This is a genomic window from Klenkia terrae (assembly GCF_037083865.1).
Taxonomy (GTDB): Bacteria; Actinomycetota; Actinomycetes; order Mycobacteriales; family Geodermatophilaceae; genus Klenkia; species Klenkia terrae.
Window position 1 is genome coordinate 26,372 of the sequence record NZ_JBAPLV010000018.1, and the last position, 24,391, is coordinate 50,762.

General features: G+C 73.5%; 19 protein-coding genes and 1 pseudogene. 4 read left to right on the top strand and 16 right to left on the bottom strand.

Annotated elements, in window-relative coordinates:
* Positions 1-12: 12 nt before the first annotated feature.
* From UXQ13_RS16005 to UXQ13_RS23695, 3 genes and pseudogenes are all read right to left on the bottom strand, one after another.
* The gene (locus UXQ13_RS16005; protein WP_225233900.1) at positions 13-951 is read right to left on the bottom strand and encodes an AurF N-oxygenase family protein; all 939 of its coding nucleotides are present in this window, start codon (positions 949-951) and stop codon (positions 13-15) included.
* Between the two features lie 101 nt (positions 952-1,052).
* Positions 1,053-1,235 (bottom strand): hypothetical protein, encoded by a 183-nt coding sequence (locus tag UXQ13_RS16010; protein ID WP_336392534.1) that lies wholly within the window; start codon positions 1,233-1,235, stop codon positions 1,053-1,055.
* 73 nt (positions 1,236-1,308) lie between these two features.
* Positions 1,309-1,872 (bottom strand): annotated as a pseudogene (locus tag UXQ13_RS23695) (DUF6882 domain-containing protein); the annotation flags it as partial.
* On the opposite strand from UXQ13_RS23695, the gene UXQ13_RS16015 reads away from it, so the two are divergent.
* Together UXQ13_RS16015 and UXQ13_RS16020 are read left to right on the top strand one after the other, a co-directional pair.
* Positions 1,844-3,919 (top strand): hydantoinase/oxoprolinase family protein, encoded by a 2,076-nt coding sequence (locus tag UXQ13_RS16015; RefSeq protein ID WP_336392535.1) that lies wholly within the window; start codon positions 1,844-1,846, stop codon positions 3,917-3,919. The pseudogene UXQ13_RS23695 and the gene UXQ13_RS16015 overlap by 29 nt on opposite strands.
* A complete protein-coding gene (locus tag UXQ13_RS16020; protein ID WP_336392536.1) occupies positions 3,916-5,757 on the top strand; it encodes a hydantoinase B/oxoprolinase family protein in 1,842 nt (613 codons plus the stop codon). Before UXQ13_RS16015 ends, UXQ13_RS16020 begins: the two co-directional genes overlap by 4 nt.
* Before the next feature lie 198 nt (positions 5,758-5,955).
* Here the strand turns inward: UXQ13_RS16020 and UXQ13_RS16025 are convergent, their stop codons facing one another.
* Complete coding sequence (locus UXQ13_RS16025; protein WP_336392537.1) at positions 5,956-7,464, bottom strand: Mur ligase family protein; 1,509 nt, start codon at positions 7,462-7,464, stop codon at positions 5,956-5,958.
* A gap of 93 nt (positions 7,465-7,557) precedes the next feature.
* Positions 7,558-8,157 (bottom strand): SGNH/GDSL hydrolase family protein, encoded by a 600-nt coding sequence (locus tag UXQ13_RS16030; RefSeq protein WP_336392538.1) that lies wholly within the window; start codon positions 8,155-8,157, stop codon positions 7,558-7,560.
* A 130-nt stretch (positions 8,158-8,287) separates the two neighbouring features.
* Here UXQ13_RS16030 and UXQ13_RS16035 point away from each other — a divergent pair, with 130 nt between their 5' ends.
* A complete protein-coding gene (locus tag UXQ13_RS16035; RefSeq protein ID WP_225233894.1) occupies positions 8,288-9,625 on the top strand; it encodes an ATP-dependent 6-phosphofructokinase in 1,338 nt (445 codons plus the stop codon).
* 12 nt (positions 9,626-9,637) lie between these two features.
* Here UXQ13_RS16035 and UXQ13_RS16040 read toward each other — a convergent pair whose 3' ends face one another.
* The 8 genes from UXQ13_RS16040 to UXQ13_RS16075 all read right to left on the bottom strand — a co-directional run bounded on the left by UXQ13_RS16040 (position 9,638) and on the right by UXQ13_RS16075 (position 19,047).
* Positions 9,638-10,201 carry a dihydrofolate reductase family protein gene (locus tag UXQ13_RS16040; RefSeq protein WP_336392539.1) on the bottom strand — a complete coding sequence of 188 codons (564 nt, stop codon included), beginning with the start codon at positions 10,199-10,201 and terminating at the stop codon, positions 9,638-9,640.
* Positions 10,202-10,240: 39 nt separating this feature from the next.
* Complete coding sequence (locus tag UXQ13_RS16045; RefSeq protein WP_225233892.1) at positions 10,241-11,392, bottom strand: benzoate/H(+) symporter BenE family transporter; 1,152 nt, start codon at positions 11,390-11,392, stop codon at positions 10,241-10,243.
* A complete protein-coding gene (locus UXQ13_RS16050) occupies positions 11,389-13,026 on the bottom strand; it encodes an indolepyruvate oxidoreductase subunit beta family protein (protein WP_225233891.1) in 1,638 nt (545 codons plus the stop codon). The genes UXQ13_RS16045 and UXQ13_RS16050 overlap by 4 nt, the downstream gene beginning before the upstream one ends.
* The gene (locus UXQ13_RS16055) at positions 13,023-15,194 is read right to left on the bottom strand and encodes a thiamine pyrophosphate-dependent enzyme (protein WP_225233890.1); all 2,172 of its coding nucleotides are present in this window, start codon (positions 15,192-15,194) and stop codon (positions 13,023-13,025) included. The genes UXQ13_RS16050 and UXQ13_RS16055 overlap by 4 nt, the downstream gene beginning before the upstream one ends.
* Positions 15,195-15,239: 45 nt before the next feature.
* Positions 15,240-16,010 (bottom strand): cyclase family protein, encoded by a 771-nt coding sequence (locus UXQ13_RS16060; protein ID WP_336392540.1) that lies wholly within the window; start codon positions 16,008-16,010, stop codon positions 15,240-15,242.
* 178 nt (positions 16,011-16,188) lie between these two features.
* A complete protein-coding gene (locus tag UXQ13_RS16065) occupies positions 16,189-17,025 on the bottom strand; it encodes a nucleotidyl transferase AbiEii/AbiGii toxin family protein (protein ID WP_225233888.1) in 837 nt (278 codons plus the stop codon).
* Complete coding sequence (locus UXQ13_RS16070; RefSeq protein ID WP_225233887.1) at positions 16,994-18,016, bottom strand: type IV toxin-antitoxin system AbiEi family antitoxin; 1,023 nt, start codon at positions 18,014-18,016, stop codon at positions 16,994-16,996. Before UXQ13_RS16070 ends, UXQ13_RS16065 begins: the two co-directional genes overlap by 32 nt.
* Positions 18,017-18,108: 92 nt before the next feature.
* A complete protein-coding gene (locus UXQ13_RS16075; RefSeq protein WP_225233886.1) occupies positions 18,109-19,047 on the bottom strand; it encodes an AraC family transcriptional regulator in 939 nt (312 codons plus the stop codon).
* 157 nt (positions 19,048-19,204) lie between these two features.
* On the opposite strand from UXQ13_RS16075, the gene UXQ13_RS16080 reads away from it, so the two are divergent.
* Positions 19,205-20,305: an LLM class flavin-dependent oxidoreductase gene (locus UXQ13_RS16080; protein ID WP_225233885.1), complete on the top strand. Its 1,101-nt coding sequence runs from the start codon at positions 19,205-19,207 to the stop codon at positions 20,303-20,305.
* A 190-nt stretch (positions 20,306-20,495) separates the two neighbouring features.
* On the opposite strand, the gene UXQ13_RS16085 is transcribed toward UXQ13_RS16080, so the two are convergent.
* From UXQ13_RS16085 to UXQ13_RS16095, 3 genes are read right to left on the bottom strand one after another with little or no spacing between them, the layout of a single operon-like run.
* The gene (locus UXQ13_RS16085) at positions 20,496-22,121 is read right to left on the bottom strand and encodes a phytoene desaturase family protein (protein ID WP_225233884.1); all 1,626 of its coding nucleotides are present in this window, start codon (positions 22,119-22,121) and stop codon (positions 20,496-20,498) included.
* Complete coding sequence (locus tag UXQ13_RS16090; protein ID WP_225233883.1) at positions 22,118-23,590, bottom strand: flavin-containing monooxygenase; 1,473 nt, start codon at positions 23,588-23,590, stop codon at positions 22,118-22,120. Before UXQ13_RS16090 ends, UXQ13_RS16085 begins: the two co-directional genes overlap by 4 nt.
* An 11-nt stretch (positions 23,591-23,601) precedes the next feature.
* Complete coding sequence (locus UXQ13_RS16095; RefSeq protein WP_225233882.1) at positions 23,602-24,387, bottom strand: SDR family oxidoreductase; 786 nt, start codon at positions 24,385-24,387, stop codon at positions 23,602-23,604.
* Positions 24,388-24,391 lie beyond the last annotated feature (4 nt).

The window sequence follows — 24,391 nt, forward strand, 5'->3', positions numbered from 1 at the left end:
GGCGGGCCGGCCTCAGATCATGTGCAGGCGGCGGTAGATCGCCACCGCGGGACCGGTGAGCATGCCGCACTCGCCGAGGAAGGCCATCAGGTGCCGGCTGCTGGTCCGCATCATGGCCTGGTGGTGCTTGTTGCCGGCGGCCTCGCGCTCGGCGCGGTCGGCGTCCAGGCCGGCGGCGGTGTAGACGTCGCGGTGCACCAGGTTGGTCACGACCACCGAGGTGACGATCGCGATCAGCAGGGCCGAGGAGCGCACCCGGGCCCGGGACGCCCCGACCAGCGACTCGCGCATCTCCTGGCGGGCGTAGGTCATGTGCCGGGACTCCTCGACCACGTGGATCCGGCTCGTGGTGCGGATCATCGGCAGGACGTCCTCGCCGCGCATCCAGTCGCGCTGCATGACGTCGAGCACCTCCTCGGCCACGAGGGCGGCGCCGAAGGCCCGCTCGGCACCGGCGAAGGTCTTGAAGAACCGGCCCAGCTCGATGCCGCTGCGCTTGGGCGAGTACCCGGTCGCGCCGAGCTTCTCGCAGGCGCGGGCGAACATGATCGAGTGCCGGCACTCGTCGGCGATCTCGGTCAGCGCGAACTGGAAGTCCTTGCGCGTGGTGTCCCCGGCGTAGTGCTCGCGCAGCAGCATCTGCTGCAGGATCATCTCGAACCAGATGCCGGTGCTCATGATCGAGGCGACCTCGTGCCGGGTCAGCGTGACCCGCTGCTCCTCGGTCATCTCGTCCCACAGCTTGGTCCCGTAGAGCGTGCTCCACTCGGGATTCAGGCCGTGCAGCCCCTCGCCGAGCGGCTCGTCCCAGTCCACCTCGGTGGCCGGGTCGTAGGACAGCTGGGCGGCGGAGTCCAGCAGCCGGGCGGAGACCGCCTCGCCGTCCCGCTCGTGCGCGCTGAACGCGGCGCCGAGGTGGTCGGTGGTCGGGTTCGGCAGGGTGCTGGTCATGGCTGGCGTTCCTCCGCAGTCGGGGAAGAGTGTGTGTAACCGTCGGTCACGTGTAACAGCATGACGGACGGCGCCGGTACCTGCAACCCCACGAAACGGTGTCAGCCCAGCGTGCTGGCGATGCCCCCGACGCGGCCCAGCTCGTCGAAGCGCACGGTGACGACGGCGCCGGGGAGGGACAGCTCCACCTCGGTGCCGTCCGGCGCCCACCGGGAGGCCAGCGGGCGCGCGGCGGCGTAGGCGGCGACGGCGCGCCGGTGGTCGGTCAGCAGGGGTGCGGCCATCAGCCCCTCGCTGAGCACCCGGACCACGCGCACCCCCCTCGGGTGCGGGCAGCACGAAGGAGGGGTGCTCCAGGAGGAACGCCGCCCGGGTGCCGCCACCGACGGGACCGCTGTACCCGGCCCACCGACCCGCCGCGGCCTTGGCGGCGTCCATCAGCACCGCGCCGGCGACCAGCGGGTCGTCGGCACCGGGGACGTCGGCGAAGCCCACCTCGGGCTCGACGAGCTCGCGGACGCCCTGCTGCTGGCCGAACCCGCGCAGCCAGCGGGCCAGGTCGGTGACGTCGTCCGACCAGCCCTGGGAGGTGGCCCAGGACCACAGCCAGGACCGCGGACCGGGCGCCGCGGACCCGAGCAGGTGCACCCGGGCGCAGACCAGGTCCTCGGTGTGCTCACCGGTGCCGCCGCCGAAGACGAACCGGCCGGCAGCGAGGTCGACGTCCCAGCGCCGGTCACCGATCACCTCGGCCAGGTGCAGCTGGGTCTCGAAGGACAGCAGAGCGGCGTCGTCGCACAGGTCGGCCAGGGTCAGCGTCACACCGCCACCCTGCCAGGGCGGTGTCGCCGAACCCTTCCGCCGGAGATGTCTCAACGCTAAGGTAAATCCCATGACGAGCAGGCGGGTACGCATCGGCATCGACACCGGCGGCACGTTCACCGACGTGGTGGCGGTGGACGAGGAGACCGGCGCCACGACGACCACCAAGACGCCGTCGACCCCGGGCAACCCGGCCGACGGGTTCCTGGCCGGGGTGCAGAAGGTCCTGGACCTCATGGACCTCACCGGCGACGCCGTCACCGCGGTCAGCCACGGGACGACGGTGGCCACCAACCAGCTGCTCGAGGGCAAGCTCGACCGGATCGGCTTCATCACCACCGAGGGCTACGCCTCCGTGCTGGAGATCGCCCGCCAGTCCGTGCCCGACGGCTACGGCAACAGCTACTTCTGGGTCAAGCCGCCGCGGATCGTGCCGGCGGACCTGGTGAAGACCGTCGGCGGGCGGCTGGACCACACCGGCGCCGAGGTACGGCCCTTCGACCGGGAGCAGGCCGTCGCCGCGGCGACCTTCTTCAAGGACGCCGGGATCACCACCGTGGGCGTCTGCTTCCTGCACGCCTACGCGAACGACGCCCACGAGTTGGCCATGCTCGAGGTGCTGCGCACCGAGCACCCCGACTGCGTCGTCTCCATCTCCTCCGGCGTGCTGCGGGAGTACCGGGAGTACGAGCGGTCGGTGACCACGCTGGTCGACGCCGCGGTCAAGCCCAAGGTCGGCGCCTACGTCACCAGCATCCGCGAGCGGCTGGACTCCCTGGCCCCGGGCGTGCCGTTCTACGTCATGAAGAGCAACGGCGGCGTGCTGAGCGCCGAGGAGGTCGTGCACCAGCCGATCACGACGATGCTGTCCGGCCCGGCCGCCGGCGCCCTGGGTGCTGCGCTGATCGCGCAGACCGCCGGCTTCGACCGGATCCTCACCTGCGACGGCGGCGGGACCTCGACCGACGTCACCGTGGTCATCGGCGGCGAGCCCGCGCTCACCACCGAGGGCACGGTCGGCGAGTACCCGTCCAAGATCCCGATGATCGACGTGGTCACCGTGGGCGCCGGCGGCGGCTCGATCGCCTGGCTGAGCCCCGAGGGCACGCTCAAGGTCGGCCCGAAGAGCGCGGGCGCCGACCCCGGCCCGATGTGCTACCCCAGCCGGGGCCCCGAGCCCACGGTCACCGACGCGCACGTCGTCCTCGGCCGGATCCCCCCGCACCTGCTCGGCGGGGAGATCCCGCTCAGCGTGGACGCCGCCCGCGGCGGCCTGGAGTCCCTCGGCGGGAAGCTGGGTCTGGCCACGGAGAAGACGGCCACCGGGATCCTGGAGATCTCGGCGTGGAACCAGGCCAACGCGCTGCGCCAGGTCACCGTCGCCCGCGGTCTCGACGTCCGGGACTTCACGCTGACCACCTTCGGCGGCTCCGGCTCGCTGCTGGCCTGCCGGCTGATGGACATCCTGGGCCTGCTGCGCACCCTGGTGCCGCCGAACCCGGGCAACGTCAGCGCGTTCGGGCTGCTCACCGTGGACGTGCGCAACGACTACGTGCAGACGATGGTGGCCAAGCACACCGCGCTGGACGCCGACGCCGTGGCCACCGCCTTCGGCCGGCTCGAGGAGCAGGCCGCCACCGCCCTGGACGGCGAGGGCTTCGCCCGGGCCGACCAGCGGATGCAGCGGACGGCGGACCTGCGCTACGTCGGGCAGGCCTTCGAGGTCCGGGTGCCGGTCGGCGACGGACCGCTGGACGACGGTGCACTCGACGACGTGGCGACCGCCTTCCACGCCGCGCACCGCCAGCTCTACGGCTACGACTTCGCCGCCGACCCCCGCCAGGCCGTCGAGTGGGTGAACCTGCGGGTCAGCGGCATCGGCCCGATCCGCCGTCCCGACCTGGTCGCGCTGCCCGACCGCACCGAGGGCACCGTCGCGGACGCGGTCACCGGCACCCGGCCGGTCTTCTTCGACGACTGGACCGAGACCCCGCTGTACGCCCGCACGCAGCTGCAGCCCGGCGACGTCGTCGTCGGCCCGGCGGTCGTGGAGGAGTTCGGCTCCACGGTCCCCGTGCACCCCGGCTTCACCGCCACCGTCGACAGCTACTCGAACCTGCTGCTCACCAAGGAGTCCTCGCGATGACCGCTGCAGACCCGGTCCTGGTCGAGATCGTCGCCGGCACGCTGGCCGCGATCGAGATGGAGGTCGAGACCGCCATCGGCCGGACCTCGCGCTCCCCGATGATCCGCGACGCGCACGACTTCCGGGCCGGCATCCACGACCGGCAGCTGCGCAAGCTCACCGGCCGGTCGTACTCGGCACTGGTGCAGCCGGTCGTGCGGGACTACCCGATCGACCAGATGAACGTGGGCGACGTCTTCTTCCACAACGACGTCTACCTCTCCGAGGGCGGGATCGGCCACCTGCCCGACCTGTGCGTCACGGTGCCGGTCTTCGCCGAGGGCGCGGTCGTCGCGTTCATCCAGGCGTTCGGCCACCACGACGACATCGGCGGCGCCGTCCCCGGGTCCATGCCCTCGGCGGCCACCAGCATGTTCGAGGAGGGCCTGATGGTCCCCCCGATCAAGCTGTGGGACCGCGGGGTGCCGAACGAGTCGGCGCTGAAGATCATGACCCGCAACTCGCGGATGCCCGACTCGCTGGCCGCCGACCTGGACGCCGAGTGCTCGGCCTGCCTGGCCGGTGCCCGCCGGCTGGGCGAGCTGTTCGAGCGGTACGGCGTCGCGGCGGTCGAGGCGTGCTTCGACGCGATCCTGTCGAGCTCGACCGAGGTCTACCGGACCGAGATCCTGTCCCAGATCCCCGACGGCACCTACGTCTGGGAGGACTACGCCGAGCACGACGGCGTCGACGAGCCGATGCTGCACCGCCAGCGGATCACGCTGACGATGGACTCCACGGCCGAGGTGCCGCTGATCATCGACTTCACCGGCACCGGCCCGCAGGCCAAGGGCCCGATCAACCACTGCGGCGACTACTCCGACGGCAACTTCCTCAAGAAGTGGCTGGCCCCGGTGCTGCGCAACCTGGCGGCCACCCCGGAGCGGATGGCCGAGCTCGACGTCAACGAGGGCGTCGTCCCGCTGATCGAGATGCGCTTCCCGGAGAAGGGCACGCTGCTCACCCCGGTGTTCCCCGCACCCACCAACGCCCGCACGTTCGTGATCCTGCGGCTGCTCGGCGTGCTGGCCGGGGTGCTGGCCAAGGCCACCGGCGGCCGGATGCCCGCCGACCAGGAGACGATCCGCTACACCGGCGTCTACGGCACCGACGCCGACGGCGAGTCCTACCTCATGCGCGAGGTGCTCGGCGGCGGCTCGGGCGGCCGGTACTACGCCGACGGCGAGGACACCATCCACGTCGTCCCGGACTCCCGGAACCTGCCCACGGAGTTCACCGAGGGTCGCTTCCCGCTGCGCATCGAGGCCCTGGGCCTGGCGCTGGACTCCGGCGGCCCCGGTCGGTACCGGGGTGGCTGCGGCTACGAGAAGCACATCCGGGTGCTCCGCGACGCGCACTTCATGTCCATCGCGGACCGCTCGATCCTGGCCTGCTGGGGCGTCAAGGGCGGCAAGGCCGGCCGGCCGTTCCAGATCACCGTGGACCCGGGCGGCCCGGACGAGCACGAGGTCGACGCGCTCGCCGACGCCGAGCCGCTGACCGCCGGCACCGTCGTCCGCGTCCGGACGACGGGGGGCGGTGGCTGGGGCGACCCGCTGGAGCGCCCCGTCGAGGAGGTGCTGCAGGACATCGCCTGGCTCAAGGTGAGCGTCGAGGGCGCCCGCCGCGACTACGGCGTCGTGGTGGACGACGAGGGTGACGCCGACCTGACCGCCACCGACGCCCTGCGCGCGGAGATGCGGTCGCAGCGCACCGGCGAGGAGCCGTTCTTCGACCGCGGCCCCGGCTACGCCACGCTGTCCGGCGGCGCCGCGTTCAACGAGTTCGACGTCCTGTAGGCCCCGCCTGCGGGGTGGGCCGGCGTCGACCGCGGCCCACCCTGCAGAGCGCGCCCGCGCGCGCGACGCTGGACGCATGACCGAACCGGAGAAGGAACAGGCCGAGACCGAGCTGCACCCCGGCCCGCGCGACGAGGGCGGCGAGGGCGGCATGGCCACCCGCGAGCTCAAGGCGCACGAGGCCGAGGAGGACTGACCTCAGCAGGCAGCCCGGCGGCGGCCGCTGCCCAGGGCCGACCGGGCCACGTCGGCGTCGGAGAACCGCACCGCGGTCGCCGCGTCGACCTGGCCGGGCGCGTCCTGCAGCAGGGTCTCGTGCCCCCGGCCGACCACCAGGACGACGTCGTCGGGTCCGGCGGTGTCGACCGCGCCGGTGATCGCCTCCCGCCGGTCCAGCACGGTCTGCACCCGGGCGTCGGAGCCGAGCAGGCCGACCGCCAGCTCGGCGACGATCGCGGCCGGGTCCTCGCCGTGGCTGCCCTCGTTGGTCAGCCACACCTCGTCGGCCGCCCGCGCCGCCTCGCCCAGGCCCTGGCGCTTCCACCGGTCGCGGGCGCCGCGCGCCCCGAGCACCAGGTGCACCCGGCCGCACGGGCGCAGGTCGGCCGCGGTGGACACGGCCGCGGCCAACGCCGCCGGGGTGTGCGCGTAGTCGACCACCACGAGCGGTGACCCCGGCGCGCTGAGCAGGGTGTTGCGCCCCGGCGGGGGCAGCACCACCGCCAGCCGGTCGCGCACCGTCTCGGGGTCGCAGCCCAGCACGACGGCCGCGGCCCACGCTGCGGCCACGTTGGTCACGTGCACCCGGCCGACGACCGGGGTGCGGACCAGGTGCCGGCGGCCGTCGTGGACCAGCAGCACCTCGGTGCCCGTGGCGTCGGAGATCCCGAGCAGCACCCGGACGTCGCAGTCGGCGTCCCGCCCCACCCGGGTGACCGGCACCCGGGCCTGGTCGGCCAGCCGCCGTCCCCAGGGGTCGTCGGTGACCACGACGGCGGCCCGCGTGCGGTCCGGGGTGAACAGCTCGGCCTTGCTGGCCCAGTACTGCTCGAGGGTGCCGTGGTGGTCGAGGTGGTCGGCCTCGAAGCCGGTGAACACCGCGACCTCGGCCGGGAGCGCGTCGACCCGGCCCATGTCCAGCGCGATCGAGGACGCCTCGACCACCGCCGAGGCGGCGCCCCGCTGCACCATCCAGCGCAGCAGCCGGTGCAGGTCCGGCGCCTCCGGCGTGGTCAGCGCGGTGCTGCGGGTGTGCGGGCCGAAGGTCGCCCCGACCGTCGTCACCAGCCCGCAGCGGTCCAGCACCCCGGCCAGCAGGGTGCTCGTCGTCGTCTTGCCGTTGCTGCCGGTGACGGTCGCCAGCCGCAGCCGGTCGGCCGGGTCGCCGGCCAGCAGCGCACCGACCGGGCCCAGCACCGCCCGGACCGAGGGGACGACGACCACCGGGACGCCGAGGTCGGCCGGCAGCCGGTCGGGCCGGTCGGCCAGCACCGCGACCGCCCCGGCCGCCACTGCCTCGGCGGCGTGCCGGTGCCCGTCGGACCGGGCGCCCCGGACGCAGGCGAACAGGCTGCCCGGGCGGACCCGGCGGGAGTCCATCACCAGGTCGGCCACGGGCGCGCCGGGGTCGGGCAGGTCGGCGGTGGCCCGGGCGCGGTCGGCGACGGCGCCCAGGGTGGAGCCCGGGAAGGGGAGGTCGGGGAGCAACGCTGGCCTCTCGACGGCAGGTGCGACGGCGAGGGCGTGGTCTTCACCCGCGGCCATCATGAGGACCTGTCGCCCGACCCGGCCACCGGAGGCTCAGGCGGCGGTGCGGCCCCGGGCGATCGAGCGGACCACCGGCAGCAGCGCCTCGGCGATGAGCGCGTAGCCCGCCGACGAGGGGTGGAAGCGGTCGGCGGCGAAGAGCCCGGGCTGGTTGCGGAACCGCTCCCCCAGGTCGGCGCCGATCGGCACGGCCACCCCGCCGGCGGCCTTGACGGCCTCGTCCTGCCGGCGCTGCAGCTCCGCGCTCGCCGTCGCCACCAGCGCCTGGAACGCCGGCGGCACCCACGGCACGGTGGACAGGTCCGGGGCCGGGACGACGAGGACGTCGGCGCCGAGCACCCGCAGGTCGCGCACCGCCGCACCCAGCTGCTGGGCCGCGGTGGCCGGCGGCACCAGGCGGGTGAGGTCGTTGGCCCCGACGACGACCAGCGCCAGGTCGCAGCGGGTCACCAGCCGCACCTGCCCGGCCAGCGCGGCCGAGGTCGCGCCGGGGACGGCGACCACCTGCAGCGCCACGTCGACGTCGTCCTCGGCGAGCGCCTGCACCAGCCGGGGCCCGATCGCGTCGGACGGGTCCGCGGCACCGGTGCCGAACGCGATGGAGTCACCGAGGACGGCGAGGGAGTAGGTCACGCCTGGTCGAACGGGGGGTGGCGGACCGGTGTTCCGGGGCGCAACACGTCTGGGACGTCTACCTCGTTCGTGCAGGTCAGCGGCGAGCCGGGTGGCGGCCGGGGGGCCCGGACAGGGCAGACTGGTGACCGTGGACACCGACGAGCAGCTCCAGCTGACCCCGGAGCACCTCGCCGTCCGCACGCTGGGTGAGCTCACCTTCCCGTCCCCGCTGGACGGCGGCCTGCTCGAGCGCGGGGAGTCGATGCACTACGTGGGCGAGCACGACCGCGTGCTGGTCGACGGCACGCTCGGCGTGGCGTCCCGGCGCGGCGTCCCGGTCGAGGAGCTGCCCACCTTCGAACCCGGCGGTCCGCGCCGCAAGCTCTACTTCGACCCGAAGAAGACCAAGGTCGGCATCGTCACCTGCGGGGGCCTGTGCCCCGGGCTGAACAACGTCATCCGCGGCCTGGTCGGCGAGCTGGCCGAGCACTACGGCGTGCACTCGGTGCTGGGCTTCCGCGACGGCTACCTCGGGCTGACCCCCCTGGGGGCCGAGCCTGTGGAGCTGACCCCGGAGTCGGTGCGCTGGATCAACCAGCAGGGCGGCACGGTGCTGGGCACCTCGCGCGGCGGCCAGGACCCCAAGGTCATGGTCGAGACGCTGCGGCTGCGCCAGATCGACGTGCTGTTCGTGATCGGCGGCGACGGGTCGCTGCGCGGGGCCCAGGCCATCGCCGACGAGTCGCTGCGCCAGGGCCTGCCGATCGCGGTGGTCGGCGTCCCGAAGACGATCGACAACGACATCCCCTGGATCGACCGCAGCTTCGGCTTCCAGACCGCCTTCGGCCGGGCCGCGGAGTCGATCCGGTCAGCGGCCACCGAGGCGCGGTCGCACCGCGGCGGGGTCGGCCTGGTGAAGCTGATGGGCCGGCACTCCGGGTTCATCGCCGCCTACGCCACGCTGGCCAGCGACGACGTCGACCTGGTGCTCATCCCCGAGGTGCCGATGCCCCTGGACGGCGAGCGCGGCGTGCTGGCGCACGTGGAGCGCACCCTGGACCGGCAGGGCCACGCGCTGATCGTGGTCGCCGAGGGCTACGGGCAGGACATGTTCGCCGGCACCGAGGGCGGCGCCGACCCCTCGGGCAACGCCAAGCTGTTCGACATCGGCAAGAAGCTGCGCGACGAGCTCGGCAGCCACCTGACCGCCGCGGGCACCGACTTCCAGCTGCGCTACGTCGACCCGGGCTACGCCATCCGCAGCGTGCCGGCCAACAGCCACGACTCCGTCTACTGCACCCGGTTGGCGCAGGCCGCCGTGCACGCCGCGATGGCCGGCCGGACGGCGACCGTCGCCGGGCGCTGGCACGGCCGGTTCGTCAACCTGCCGATCCCGCTGGTGACGCGCACCCGCAACCAGGTCGACCCGCGCGGTGACCTGTGGCTGTCGGTCCTCGAGGCGACGGGCCAGCCGGTCCACGTCTGAGTCCCCCTCTGCTCAGCGGCGGACCGCGTAGCGCAGGCCGAGGAAGCCGCCGGCGAACCGGCGCGGGTCGCGCAGCAGGTCCAGGGCGAGGGGGACGTCGTCGGGCAGCGCCTTGAGCCCGCGGCCCACGTTCGCCGGGGCGATCAGCAGGTGCACCTCGTCGACCAGGCCGGCCCGGAAGGCGTGCGCGGCCAGGGTCGGCCCGTCCACGGTGACGTCCTGCTCGGCGTCCCGCACCAGCGCGGCGACCTCCACCGGGTCGAAGGACCGCACCAGCCGGGTCCGGCGGGTCACCACGTCGGTCAGCGTGGTGGAGACGACGACCTTCTCCGCCCGCTGCCAGTGCGCCGCGAAGTCGGCCGACCCCTGGTCGCCCTCGGCCCACGACGGGTCGGTCTCCCAGCCCTGCATCAGCTCGTACATCCGGCGCCCGTGCAGGAAGGTGCCGACCTGCGCGGTGTCCTCGTTGACCGCGGCCAGCACCTCGGGGTCGGGGAAGGCGAAGCCGAAGTCGCCGGCCTCGTCGGCGACGAACCCGTCCAGGGAGCAGATGGCGGAGTAGAGGAGTCGGGCCACGGGTCGAGCATGGCGGCCGGGCGGTTCCTGCGGAAGACGTCAGCCCCGACCCCGCCCCACCACGGCGCGGACCAGCAGACCGGCGACCAGCGCCCAGAACGCGGAGCTGATGCCGAGGAAGGCTACCCCGGACGCCGCCGTGACCAGCGCGGCGATCGCCGGGACCCGGTCGGCCGGGTCGGCCAGCGCCGCCTGGGTCGAGGCGGCCAGGGTGCCCAGCAGCGCGAGCCCGGCCACCGCGGCGACCACCCCGGCCGGGGCCAGCCCGACCAGGGCGGCCACCGCCGTGGAGCCGAGCCCGAGGACCACGAGGACGACGCCGGCCGTGGAGCTGGCGATCCACCGCCGTGACCGGTCCTCCCCCGCCTCCGGCCCGGCGGTCAGGGCCGCGCTGATCGCGGCCAGGTTCACCGCGTGCGCCCCGGCCGGCGCGGCGACGACGGTCGCGACCCCGGTCACCAGCATCGCCCGGCGCCACGGCACCCGGTAGCCCAGGCCGGCCAGCACGGCGACCCCGGCGACGTTCTGCGAGGCCATCGTGACCAGGTACAGCGGCAGCGCGATGCCGGTCAGCGCCTGCCAGGTGAACGTCGGCGTGGTCAGCTCCAGCCCCGGCGCCAGCTGCCCCGCCGCGCCCGTCGCGGCGACCACGGTGACCACCGCGGCGGCCCCGAACGCCAGCGGCACGGCCCAGCGCGGGGCGAGCCGCAGACCCAGCAGCCAGACGGCGACCACCACGCCCACCGCGACCGGCGACCGCTGCAGGCCGGTGAGCACCTGCAGGCAGATCTGCAGCAGCACCCCGGCCAGCATCGCCTGCGCCAGCGACGCCGGGATCCGGGCGACCAGCGCACCCAGCTGCGGCACCAGGCCGGTCAGCACGACGAGCACGCCGGTGACCAGGAAGGCCCCGACCGCGGCGGGCCAGCCCCCGGCCACCCCGCCGGTGGTCACCAGCAGCGCCGCGCCGGGGGTGGACCAGGCCGCGGCGATCGGCAGCCGGGTGGTCACCGACAGCACGACGCAGGCGACGCCCATCGCGACGCTGGCCGCCAGCAGCCCGCCGGCCGCCTGCGCCGGGGTCGCCCCGACGGCGGACAGGCCGGTGAGCAGGACGACGAACGAGCTGGTGAACCCGACCAGGGCCGAGACGACGCCGGCGGTGACCGGCGCCGTCAGCCCCTGCCTCACCCCACGGAACGTACGGCGGCGACCGCCCGCTGCCCGAGCGCCGCGCGGAGCGTGGCGCCGTCCTCGTCGGCCAGGGCTGCGGTGCGCAGCCGGGCCAGCCGAGCGGCGTCGTCGTCGGACCCGGTGAACGCGTCGACGGCCTCCATGAGGAGCGCGAAGCTCTCCCGGCCGTGCTCGTGGGTGGCGCCGTAGCCCTTGAGCACCCGCTGGCACTCCACGACCTCGCGGGCGAGCGCGGGGTCGGTGGCGCCGAGCCGCACCGCGTGGTCCAGCCAGGCGTCGATCGCCTCCTGCTCGCGGCCGAAGCGCAGCGACCGGGGCCGCAGCGGCCGGCCGTGCGCCATGGTCCACAGCATCGAGTAGCCGACGATGCCGGTGGTGTTGACCACGATGCCGTCGCGGGTCACCTTGCCGACGACCTTCGCGAACCCCTTCGAGGCGGCCAGCCGGCGGCCCAGCGCGGTGGGCAGGGTGTCGGTGATCTCCTCGACCTGCGGGTGCAGGTACTCCTTCACGTCCACCAGCTGGGTGTCGTCCTCGGCCCCGGCCTCGGCGCGGACCCCGGCCAGCCGGCGGCGGCGGATCTTCTGGTGCGCGACGTGGATGGTGTCCTGGTAGGTCATCCACAGCGCCGCGTGCCGCGCGGTCTCGGTGACCAGCCCGGCGGCGTCCTCGGGGTCCAGCGGCACCACGCGGGCGACCCGGTCGAGGTAGCGGTCGGTGTAGGCGGTGTCCTGGTAGACCGCCGTCCGGACGATGCCCTGCAGCAGCATGTCCCGCGCGGAGGCCGGGAAGTCGGCGACGACGCGCTGCACCCGGCCCCGCAGGGCCGGGCCGACCAGGCTCTCGGGGTCGGACTCCGCGACCTCGCGCCGGCGCTGCTCCTCGCTCTGCGCCGCCGCCTCCTCGGGGTCGACCGGGCGGCGGGTCAGCAGGGTGATCGGCACCGCCCCGGGGCCGGGTGCGGGTGCCGGTGCGGGGGTCGGCACCGGCTCCTGCGCGGCGTCGTAGCCGGCGGCGAAGGCCCGCAGCGAGGCCTCCACGCCCTTGCCGGCGGCCCGGATGGCGTCCTCGAACCGGGACCGCTCGACCGGGACGACGCCGCAGCCGGCCAGCGCGCCGAACAGCGAGGCGCTGATGACGCTGCCGGCCTGGCGGGCGAGGGCGTTGAAGTCGGCCGCGACCAGCCGCTTCGAGCCCAGGCGCGCGGCGTCGAGCAGGCCCGCGCTGTCGACCCGGCCGTCGCCCAGGGCGAGCTTCTCGTCCATCGAGTAGACCCGGTTGGTCGAGGCGATCAGCGTCGTCCGGTCCGGGGTGGTGAACCCGCGCTGCACCGCGCGGCCGGCCTCCATCAGCTCCGAGGCGATGACCACGTCGACCTCGCCCGGGGTCGGGAAGAGGCTCAGCACCGGCTCCGCACGGACGCCGCCGCCCTCGCCGGCCGGGTAGAGCTCGACGTAGTAGACGGTGGCGCCGGTGCGCTGGGCGACCCCGGCCACCGAGGTGGTCTGGGCGAAGAAGCCGGCGCCCTGGCCGACGGCGACGATCCAGTCGGCCAGCACGCCGCCGCCCTCGCCACCCATGGCGAGGATCGCGATGGTGATCGGCCGGCGTCCCTCGGTCCAGCTGGTCACGCGGTCACCGCCTCGTACCGGGAGGCGCGCTTCTCCACGCCGGTGGACAGCGCGCTGGTCCAGGTCTTCCGGGCCCGGGCGAGCACGCGGTCCTTGCGGGTGGGGTTGTGCACCAGGTCGGTCCGGTAGAACGACGGGCACAGCGAGGCCGCGTGCGCGTTGGCCCCGCAGACCCCGCAGCCGACGCAGGAGTCGATGACGGTGGCCACCGGGTCCTGGCGCATGGGGTCGGGGTTGGCCTTGATGGTCAGCGACGGGCAGCCCGAGACGCGGATGCAGGCGTGGTCACCGGTGCAGGTCTCGGCGTCGACGCCGAACCGTTCCTTCACGACCCGCTTGCCCTCCTTCACCGCCTTGGCGCGCAGCGGCTTCTCCCGGCGGTCCTTGTTGAGCTGGCACTCCGAGGTGGCGACGACGACCTTGGGCCCGCGCTCCTTGGTGGTCAGCGCCTCGACCAGCAGGTCGCGCAGCTCGCCGATCCGGTAGGTGTCGGTGACCGAGCGGACCCACTCCACGCCGATGCCGCGGACGGCCTTCTCGATGGGGTGCTTGGTCGAGCGCAGCGCGTTGTCGGCCTTGGACGACAGCACGTCCTGCCCGCCCGTGGCCGCGCTGTAGGCGTTGTCCACCACCAGCAGCAGCTGGTCGTTGTTGTTGAACACGGCATTGCCCACGCCGCTGGTCAGCCCGTTGTGCCAGAACCCGCCGTCGCCCATCACCGCGATCGTGCGGCGGTCGGCGTCCTTGCTGTTCAGCGCCGCGGCCCCGGCCGAGCCCAGGCCGTAGCCCATCGTCGTGGCGCCCAGGTTGAACGGCTCGTTGATGGCGAACAGGTGGCAGCCGATGTCGGCGCTGACGTGGTGCTCCTTGCCGATCTCCTTCTCCGCGAGCTTGAGCGCGGAGAAGATCGGCCGCTCGGGGCACCCGGTGCACAGACCCGGTGGGCGGGCCTTGACCACCTGCGGGTCGACCCGGGGCGCGAACGGGCTGCCGGGGTCCTCGGCCGGCTTGAGCAGCGCCGGCTCGGTCTTCTTGACCTCGGGGAGGTACTTCGTGAGGAAGGCGTCGACCCCGCGGGTGACCGCGGCGGTGGTGTACTCCCCCGCCACCGGCAGCAGGTCCTTGCCGTGCAGCGCGACCGGCGACCCGGCCCGGCGCAGGATCGTGTTCAGGTTCTGCTCGATGTAGTCGGGCTGCCCCTCCTCGACCAGCAGGACGGCGCGCTTGCCCGCGCAGAAGTCGACGATCTCGGAGTCCACCACCGGGTAGGTCACGTTCATCACGTAGACCGGCACCTGGGTGTTGCCGAACGCGTCCGAGCAGCCCAGCAGCTCCATGGAGCGGTTCAGGGTGTTGTAGACCCCGCCCTGCACGATGATCCCGACGTCGGCGGTGTCCGCGCCGAGGACCTCGTTGAGCCCGCGGGCCTTGATGAACTCGACCGCGGCCGGCCAGCGGTCCTCGATCTTCTCCTTCTCGTGCAGGAAGCTCGCCGGCGGCAGCACGATCCGGTCCAGCTGCCGCTTCGGGTTCTCGATCGCGTCGGTCACCGTCATCGGGGGCCGCACGTTGTCCTTGGCCTCGAAGCTGCCGTAGAGGTGGCACGAGCGCAGCCGCAGCTGCAGCATCACCGGCGTGGAGCTGGCCTCCGACAGCTCGAAGCCGGCCTCGACGGCGTCCACGATCGCGCCGATGTTGGGCCGCGGGTCCAGCAGCCACATCTGCGACTTCATCGCGAAGGCGTGCGAGCGCTCCTGCATGATGCTCGAGCCCTCGCCGTAGTCCTCACCGACGATGACCAGCGCACCGCCGGTCACCCCGCCGCTGGAGAGGTTGGCCAGCGCGTCGGCGGCCACGTTGGTGCCCACCGTGGACTTGAAGGTGATCGCACCGCGCAGCGGGTAGTTGACCGAGGCGGCGAGCATCGCCGCGGCGGTGGCCTCCGACGCGCTGTTCTCGAAGTAGACCCCCAGCTCCTCGAGGATCTCGTGGGAGTCACCGAGGACGTCCATGAGGTGCGAGATGGGGGCGCCCTGGTAGCCACCGACGTAGGCCACGCCGGACTGCAGCAGCGCCTTGGTCACCGCGAGGATGCCCTCGCCGGAGAACGTGGTGCCCGCGCCGTCGCGCAGCTTGGTCACCTCGTGGGCGAACGAGCGTTCGGCCATGGTCGGTGCTCCTCTCGAGCTGGGGGTCGTGCTCTTCGGGGTGGGTCAGGCGGGGACGACGGCGAACGCCCGGGCGGGCGAGCCGGTGCCGCCGACGACGGGCAGCGGCGAGACGACCAGCAGCGCGCCGGTGCGCGGCAGCTTGTCCAGGTTCTGCAGCTGGGTCAGGCCGTACTTGTCGGCGCCGAGCAGGAAGTGGTGCACCGGGAACGGCGGCTCGAGGCCGCCGGCCTGGCCGGCGTCGATGCCGACGGTCTCCACGCCGTAGCCGGTGATCGGCGAGGCGGCCAGCCACTGCGCGCCCGCGGCGGAGACGCCGGGGGTGTGCGGGCCGGCATCGTCGGCGTTGGCGAAGGCGGCGGCGTCGTGGCCGAACCGGCTCCAGCCGGTGCGGAACAGCAGCCAGGCGCCCTCGGGCAGCGGGCCGTGCTCGGCGACGTAGGCGTCCAGGTGCTCGGGCTCGAGGAGGAAGTCCGGGTCGGCCGAGGCCTGCTCGGTGAAGTCCAGGACGACGGCCGGGCCGACCAGCCGGCGCGGCGGGATGACGTCGACGGTGGCGCCGTCCCGGCCGGTGGCCCAGTGCGCGGGGGCGTCGACGTGGGTGCCGGTGTGCTCGCCGGTGTGGATGTTGTTCCAGCCCCAGAACGGGCCGTCGTCGTCGAAGTCGCTGACCTTCTCCAGCGACAGCGGGATCGTGTTGGCGAACGGCGCCGGGAGCTGCAGCACCGGCGTCTCCGGGGAGAGCGGGGCGGTGAGGTCGATGATCTCGACCTCGCCGGAGTCCAGGGAGGCCAGGAGTGCGTCGATGACGGTCACGGGGAGGGTCGTCCTTCCGGTCGCATGAGGCAGGTCACAGCTGCCGTGGCGTGCGACGCTAGGCCGGTCGCCGTCCCGGATCTATCCGCGATGCGCAGCCGGCAGCCGGTTTGCGCCGTGCCCGGCCCCGACCTCAGCGCGACCGGCGCGCTGGCCGGACTGCTCGTCGGCCAGTGAGCTAGGAGCGGAGCTTGTGCGATGAGCCGGTGGTGCTCCCGGACCGGCCACCGAGGGCAGCGACCAGGTCGGAGAAGCGCTGCCGCCACACCGGGTTCGACCACCCGGCATCGGCCGCCCACCGAGAGGCTGAGTCGTCGTCCAGCCTTCCGAGCACTGCGGCCGCGCCATCCGGACCCAGGACGTCGGCCATACCGGCGCCCAGCAGTGCAGCTCCCGCCCGGGACGGGTCGAAGTCGCAGTCGGCCAGCACCTCTTCGTGCTCAGCTGCGTAGACCTCGTCGAGCAGCGGTCCTGTTCCCCACCAGCCCATGATGATCGCCAGATCGACGGCGTCCCTGGTGGTGTCGAGGCGGCGATCGAGCCATGCGATCACCTTCAGCGAAGCAAGGGCCGGGACGGACGGGACAGAGGTCCGGACTCCTCCGGGCAGGAGCACCGGTACCCGCACATCCAGTGCTTCGCGGAGACCGAGCACGTTCATCACGTGGTCGTCCGCCCATCGGATGGTCCGGTCTTCGGCCTCGACCTCACCGAAGGGCACGACGTCCACCGGCACGCCCTCGACCACGAAGCGGTGCTCCACGTTTCCCTCCGGGGTCAGGAGCGAGGTCAGCGTGCGGAGTTGGTCCCAGCTGCTGACCGCCACGGCGACGTCGACGTCCTGGGTCGCCCGGGACGGCAGGCCCTCGGTCAGGGCAATCGACCACAGCGTCCGTGCGCTTGCCCCTACGAGCATGGGTTCCAGTCCGACCTCCTCAGCTCGGGCCCCGAGGGTTCCGAGGGCGACCGCCATTCCGACGACATCAGGATCCGTCGAGTTCGAGAAGTCGAGCATCTGCCCTCCTCAGTCGCTCGGCGTGCTCGCGCAGGCGTGGCTCACCGGAGGTCACGAGGTCGGCAAACACCAACGTTGTGGGGGCAAGCCCCTTGCTTCCCCGGACGACCTGTTCGTCCCAGAATCGCCGTTTGAGGTGGACGTTCGCCTCCTTCCTGGGCACCGGGACGAGCCGGTGCTGCCGAACCAGCTGGGTGGGGGTGCGGGTGACATAGAAGGTCACGGACTCAGGACGGAGCATCGTGTCCAGGGCTGCGGCCGCTGCCTCACCGCCGACGACGAGGTCCGGATCCTCCGACCGGGCTGCCCGCCACCAGTCGAGCCGGTCGGCTCTGAAGGACCTGAGGTACAGGCTCGGCGACAGTCGCGTGGCATACGCCTCGACCCACCTGTCGTACAGCTGCCCCGGTCGGTGCAGACGTCGCCCCGTCGACGTCGGAACCAGGGCGCCCGTCTGTTCTAGCTCGCCGACGACGCCCTGCGCCGTCCCGAGCGACGTACCCGATGCCTCGGCCAGCTGTCGAAGCTTTGTCGAGGCCGCAGCGGGCTGGGTCAGCAGGACGAAGAGGACCTGCAGACCCGCCCGCGTGAAGGCCCGGTCCCCGCGCTCGGGCCCGGACTGGACGGAGTTCTTTGCAGGGCGCTTCCCCCGCACGTCGATGTACACCCCCGGCCACCGCAGGCAGCCGTTCCCGACCATGTCCACGTAGTCCACTGCCATCCCGCGAAGCACCGCGCCGACCGCGTCAGAGATGTACGGGGCCACCACCATGAGCGGCAGCTCGTGATTGCTCCGCACGGTGGTCGCCAGGCCCGGCGTAAGACGACGCTTGACCTCCAAAACGTACGACCGTGCTCCCACCCCGGGCACGGAGACCCGGATCCGGGCATCCTCGAGCCGGTCGTGGTGGTGCGTCACCCCTAGCTCGACCCGAGCCCCGAGTTCGTCAAGAACCCGAGGTAGCGCGTCCAGCAGATCGTCGGTGTTCACTTCGCACACCGTTCAATGATTGTGAACATAGGGTAATTTTGAACGCCTGACGCCGGTCTTGCGCGACGACACGCTGAGCCCAAGAGGATCGGTTACCGAGACCGGCGCAGGGTGTCGCTCGGGCTCTCCCCGAAGGCCGCCCGGTAGTCCCCGGCCAGCCGGCCCAGGTGCGGCACGCCCCAGCGCAGCGCGGCGTCGGTGACGCTGGCGGCGCTGCCGTCGCTCAACGACTCCCGCACCCGCTCCAGCCGGACCCGGCGCAGGTAGGCCGTCGGCGTGCAGCCCAGGTGCGCGCGGAACCCGGCCTGCAGCGCCCACACGCTCAGGTGCACCGCCTCGGCGACGTCCGGGGTGCCCAGCGGCTCGGCGCAGTGCTCCTCCAGCAGCCGGGCCGCGCGACGCACCACGGACTCCGCCGGGGTGGCCGGCTCCGGGCCCGGGTCGGCGAGCCCGGCGACCAGGCCGTCGACCAGCGCCAGCCGCAGCGACGCCGCCGCGGCCGGGTGTGCGGCCAGGCCGTCGGGCCGCTCCAGGTCCACCAGCAGCAGGTCGACCAGCCCGCGCCAGCAGCGGCCGGCGCCCCGGGTCAGGTCCAGGGTGGTGCCGCCGGCCGGGCAGGTGGCCCGCGCGACGGCCGCCCGGTCGCGCAGCAGCGGGACGGCGACCCGGACCATCAGCCGCGGGTTGCCGGCCGAGTAGTGCATCCGCAGCGACCGACCCACCGGGGTCACCGCCGCCGTGCCGGGGACGGCGACCACACCGCCGATCGTGGTGCGCCCGGCCAGCGGGATCTGCACCAGCTGGAAGTCCAGGCCGTCGACGGCGACCTCCACCTCGGTGGCGTAGTCGATGAAGTGCAGGCTCAGGCCGTCGAGGTCCACCGCGTTGTGCAGCGCCCGGAAGCCCTCGCCGCGGCCCACCGGGGTCAGCCGGTGCGGAGCCAGGGAGTCCGAGACCGAGGCGCGGGCGGCGTCCACGCTGGTCGTGCGCAGGACGCCGTGGGAGGCCAGGGGTGTCGCCGTGCGGGCCACCGGGACCTCCTCGCCGCGTCGTCGTCCTCACGAGTGTGCGACGAACGTCCGCAGAACGGAACACCTCGCTTCCTGGACAGCCGGCGCCGCGGGTGGATGGCGACCGGTGCACCCGCGCCCGCATGATCGCCGGCACCCCGATCCGAGGAGAGCCACCGTGAGCACCCCGATCCTCGAGGCGGACCACTTCCGCCTCGGCCTGTTCTCGTCCAACTGCAGCGGCGGCCTGGCCGTCACCACCGTGCCCGAGCGCTGGTCGGGCTCGTGGGAGGACAACCTCCGGCTGGCCCGGATCGCCGACCGGGTGGGCATCGACTTCATGCTGCCGATCGCCCGCTGGATCGGCTACGGCGGCGAGACCAACTTCCACGAGGGCGTGCTCGAGCCGGTGCCGTGGGCGACCGCGATCGTGGCCAGCACCGAGCGGCTGACCGCCTTCGCCACCGTGCACACCGCGTTCAACCACCCGGTGGTCACCGCCAAGCAGCTGGCCACCGTGGACCAGGTCGCCCCCGGCCGGGTCGGGCTCAACGTCGTCGCCGGCTGGAACCAGCCCGAGTACGAGGCCATGGGCGTGGACCTGCCCACCGACCACGACTCCCGCTATGCGCTGGCCCAGGAGTGGATCGACGTGGTCACCGAGCTGTGGAGCCGGGAGGGCCGGTTCGACCTGCCGGGCCGGTTCTGGGACCTCACCGGCGTCGAGGCGCTGCCCAAGCCGGTCGCCGGCCGGATCCCGATCCTCAACGCCGGGTCCAGCACGCAGGGCCGGGCCTACGCCGCCCGCAACGCCGACTTCGTGTTCACCATCGTCGGCGGTCCCGAGGACGGCGCCGGCGTCGTCGAGCAGCTCACCGCGGACTCCGCCGCGCAGGGCCGCCGGGCCGGCGTCATGACCCCGACCCACGTGGTCTGCCGGCCGACCCGCACCGAGGCGGAGGAGTACCTGCACCACTACGCCGACGAGAAGGCCGACTGGGACGCCGTGGACAACCTGATGCGGCTGCAGGGCCTGCACGCGCAGTCCTTCAGCGCGGAGATGCTGGAGACCTTCCGCGGCCGGTTCGCCGCCGGGCACGGCACCTGCCCGGTGATCGGCTCGCCGGACGACGTCGCCGACGAGATCGAGCGGTTCGCCAAGGCCGGCTTCGGCGGCATCACGATGGCCTTCGTCGACTACGCCGGCGAGCTGGAGTACTTCGCGCAGGAGGTCATGCCGCGCCTGGCCAAGAAGGGCCTCCGCCCCGAGGTCGGCTGAGGCTCCCCCTCTCGCACCGCGGCAGAGGAACCTCTGCACCCCCTCGTGAGCTCGGAAGGGGATGCAGAGGTTCCTTTGCCCCAGCGGGGGGTGGGTAGGGCGCCCCATCCCGGCGCGGGCAAGGGATCCCTCCGCAACGGATTCACGTGGAACGTTGCGGAAGGGATCCCTTGCCCCGGCGCCGGAGGGGTCAGCTGCGGACGGCGGCCAGCTTCGACCGCACGGCTGCGGCCAGGCGCTGGGCAGCCGGGGGCCGGAGCAGGCCCTGCGCCACGATGTGGCCGGAGCCGCCGCCCAGGCCGGGGCCCGGGTGGGTGAAGGCGCCGATGTGGAACAGCCGGGCCACCCCGGTGCGGTGCCCGGTGCCGGTGCCCGGCCGCCACAGCAGCGACTGGTCCAGCTCGGCCGCCCCGCCGTACGGGTCGCCCTGGACGGCGTTGGCGTTGGCCGCGCTGAGCCCGGCCGGGGAGATGATGTGCCGGCCCACCACCCGGTCGCCCAGCCCAGGCGCGTACCGCTCCACCCGGGCCAGCACGCGGTCGGCGTAGGCGTCGGCCACCTCGGGGGTCCAGCCACCGGTCGTGTCGATCTCGCCGGCCGCGTCCCCGGTCGGCGCCCAGGGCAGCTCCTGCAGCTGCAGCCACAGCGTCGCGCCGCCCGCGGGGGCGCGGGTGGGGTCCAGCACCGTCTGCTGGCCGACCACCACCGTGGGCTCGGCGGGCAGCAACCCGGCCTCGGCCTGCGCGCACGCCACCCCGGTGCTGTCGGACCCGTTGCTCACGTGCACCAGCGGGACGGCGTCCAGCCGGCTGTCGGCCCAGCTCAGCGGCCGGTCCAGGGCGAGGTGCAGCTGGGCGGCGGCCCGGCCCGGACGGTGCCGGACCACGGCCTGCCGCCCGCCGTCGTCCACGTCCTCGGGCCGCAGCAGGTCCCCGTACAGCCGGCCGGTCGCCGTGGAGGCGAGCACGGCCTTGGTCGCCGACAGCCGCCGGCCACCGACGTGCACGGCGACGGCGAGCCCGTCCTGCACCTCGATCCGCTCGGCCGGCGCCCCCAGCACGACCTCGACGCCGCGCTCGGCGAGCAGCCGGCCGAAGGCCTCGGTGAACCGGCCGGCACCGCCCTCGACGACCGGCAGCCCGACGGCGTGCATGGTGAAGGCCATCACCGGCAGCATCAGCCCGCCGGTGGCCTGGTCGGGGGCCAGCCCGGCGTGCAGCAGCCACGGCGCCCACAGCTGGTCGACCTCGTGGCCGGCGAACCGCTCGCGCACCAGGCCGCGGCCGGACTGGCCGGCCACCCGCACCAGCTCGACGACCTCGGCCCGGCCCAGCCCGCGCAGCGCACCCAGGCCCAGCCGGGCGGCGTCGGTGCCGCCCAGCCGGGAGCCCAGCGCGCCGAACACGTGCGGGGACCAGCGCTCGAGCTGGGTGAGCATCGCGGCGTAGGCCGCGGCGTCCTCCGGGTGCTCGAACGTGGCCGCGGTGGCGGCGGGGTCGCGGTCGGCGACGACGGCACCCCGCTCGGACACCGAGGCGGTCACCGGGCCCTCGGCGTTCCGGTAGACCAGGCCGTGCCGGTGCAGGTCCGCCCCGAGCGCGGCGTAGGCGCCGCCGGCCATGAACAGCGGGTGCCACGAGCTGAACGTGTCGTGGGTGTACCCGGGCAGGGTCAGCTCGTCCGACGCGATGAAGCCGCCGATCCGGTCGTGCTCGTCCACCAGCGCCACCCGCCAGCCGGCGCCGGCCAGCTCGGCGGCGGCCACCATGCCGTTGATCCCCGCGCCGACGACGACGGCGTCGAACCGGTCGCTCATGCCGGCGACCCCTGCAGCCGCTTCGCCAGGGTGGGCGTGACGTGCGCGTAGTCGCCCGGGTCGATCGGCAGCAGCCACTGCTTGGCCCGGGTGAGCGGGCCGACGCCGATGCCGACGTCGGAGAGCACCTCGTCGATGTTCTTCACCGAGAACGGGATGATGTTGGTGCCGCGGGCGTGCGCGCCGTGGGTGCGCTCGCGCATCCAGTCCAGGGTCTCGCGCCGCTGCCGGTGCATCTCGTCCCGGCTGGGCAGCTCGTGGTTGCCGCCCAGCAGCGAGCCGATCCAGATCGCCGAGACCTCCGCCGACAACGGGGAGAAGAACGACGAGTTGTACCCGGCGAAGCTGAGGTCGGCGACGTCGATCGGGTGGATCTGCCGGTGCAGCAGGAAGTCCCCCTTGTCGTCGGTGAGCCGGTCGACGACGTCCTCGGGCAGGAAGGGCAGGTCCTGGGTCCAGCCGGTGGCGGCGACGACGACGTCGGCGGGCACCAGCTCCCCGGTGGAGAGCTCGGCGAGCGCCTTCCCGTCCTGCTCCACGAACCGGGCGACGACGGTGTCGCGCTTGACGGCGATCCGGCCCTCGGCGACGCCCTCGAAGAAGCCCTCGGTGGCCAGCGAGACCGTCGACCGGGCGATGTCGGAGAACTGGCCCAGCGGCACCAGGCCGAGGTCGGTGAGCTTGAGCTGGCCGGTGGTCACCTTCTCCACGCTGCCCAGCATCGAGTTGGCCATCGCCGAGTTCCTGGCGTGCAGCAGCTTCTCCGGACCGGTGGTGGACCGGTAGCGGAACAGGCCCTCGCCCATCCGCGTGAGCATGAAGAACTTGTAGTTGACCGCGTTGGCCACCTTGCGCGGCATCTTCCACAGCAGCTCGCGGGCCACGACGGTGGTCGAGGCCGCCACCGAGGCGATCTCCACGGTGATGTCGCAGGCGCTCTTGCCGTAGCCGAGCACGACGACGTCCTTGCCGCGGACCTGCTCGTGGCTGTGCCACTCGCTGGCCGCCAGCACCTCGCCGCCCAGCTTCTCGAACAGGTCGAGGTTCTCGATCGGCGGCACGAAGGGCCGGGAGAAGATCCCGCTGGCCAGCACCAGGTGGTCCACGTGCGTGGTGCTCTCGGCGGTCTCGACGTCCCACCCGCCGCCGTCGGACGGGCGGGCCTGCACCACCTCGGTGCCCAGCTGCACGTGCCGGACCAGGTCGAACTTCTCCGCGTAGGTCTGCAGGTAGGCCTGCACCTGGGCGCCCGAGGGCCACTCCGGGTAGTCCACGGGCATCGTGAGGTCCGACAGGGCGTAGGTGCCCTTGTCGTTCTGGGTCTTGAGCCCGGGGTAGCGGCGGGTCCCGCTCCACACCCCGCCCAGGTCGGGCGCCTTCTCCCAGACCACCACCTCGTGGCCGAGCTGGCGGAGGACCTTGGCGGAGGACAGGCCGGCGAACCCGGCCCCGACGATGCCGATCTTCATGGTGGAGGACCTCACTCTGCGAGCTGCGGGATGGCGGGGACGGTCTGCTCGGGGCCGAGCGCGGAGTAGCCGCCGTCGGCGGCCCAGTCGGCCCCGGTGACGACGGAGGCGGCGTCGGAGACCAGGAAGGCGACGACGGCGCCGATCTCGGCGCCGTCCCCGACCCGGCCGGTCAGGTGGAACGGGGCCGCGACGGCGTCGGTCTTCGCGCGGTCGCCGCCGGAGAGGTCGTCCATGATCTTCGACCAGGTCCAGCCGGGGCTGATGGAGTTGACCCGGATGCCGTCGGGGGCCAGGTCCAGCGCCATCGACCGGGTGAGCTGGGCGATCGCCGCCTTGGACGCCGGGTAGACCCAGCGGCCGGTCTGGGCGACCTTCGAGGAGATCGAGGTGAAGTTGACGACCGCGGCGTGCTCGCTGGCGACCAGGTGCGGGTGCGCGTGCCGCACCACCTCGACCATGCTCACCACGTTCACGTCCAGCGCCCGCAGCCAGTCCTGCCGGGAGGTGGCGAAGCCCTCGTCGAGGTAGACCGCGGCCAGGTTGACCACCACGTCGATGCCGCCGAACCGCTCGACGGTGGTCTGCACCAGGGCGGCCAGCGAGTCGTCGTCGGTGACGTCGGTGCGGACGAAGACGACGTCGGTGCCCAGCGCCTCGGCCGCGGCGCCGCCGACCTCGTCGACGTCGGCGACCACCACGCGGGCGCCGGCCCGGGCGAGGGCCTCGACGACCCCGTGGGCGAGCAGGGTGGCACCGCCGGTGACGACGGCGGTGCGACCGGTCAGGTCGGTCATGCGG

Excerpts from the sequence above, each read along its gene's own strand:
- UXQ13_RS16005 (WP_225233900.1), bottom strand. The coding sequence starts at position 951 with ATGACCAGCACCCTGCCGAACCCGACCACCGACCACCTCGGCGCCGCG.
- UXQ13_RS16010 (WP_336392534.1), bottom strand. The coding sequence starts at position 1,235 with ATGGCCGCACCCCTGCTGACCGACCACCGGCGCGCCGTCGCCGCCTAC.
- UXQ13_RS16015 (WP_336392535.1), top strand. The coding sequence starts at position 1,844 with ATGACGAGCAGGCGGGTACGCATCGGCATCGACACCGGCGGCACGTTC.
- UXQ13_RS16020 (WP_336392536.1), top strand. The coding sequence starts at position 3,916 with ATGACCGCTGCAGACCCGGTCCTGGTCGAGATCGTCGCCGGCACGCTG.
- UXQ13_RS16055 (WP_225233890.1), bottom strand. The coding sequence starts at position 15,194 with ATGGCCGAACGCTCGTTCGCCCACGAGGTGACCAAGCTGCGCGACGGC.
- UXQ13_RS16065 (WP_225233888.1), bottom strand. The coding sequence starts at position 17,025 with ATGCTCGACTTCTCGAACTCGACGGATCCTGATGTCGTCGGAATGGCG.
- UXQ13_RS16085 (WP_225233884.1), bottom strand. The coding sequence starts at position 22,121 with ATGAGCGACCGGTTCGACGCCGTCGTCGTCGGCGCGGGGATCAACGGC.
- UXQ13_RS16090 (WP_225233883.1), bottom strand. The coding sequence starts at position 23,590 with ATGAAGATCGGCATCGTCGGGGCCGGGTTCGCCGGCCTGTCCTCCGCC.
- UXQ13_RS16095 (WP_225233882.1), bottom strand. The coding sequence starts at position 24,387 with ATGACCGACCTGACCGGTCGCACCGCCGTCGTCACCGGCGGTGCCACC.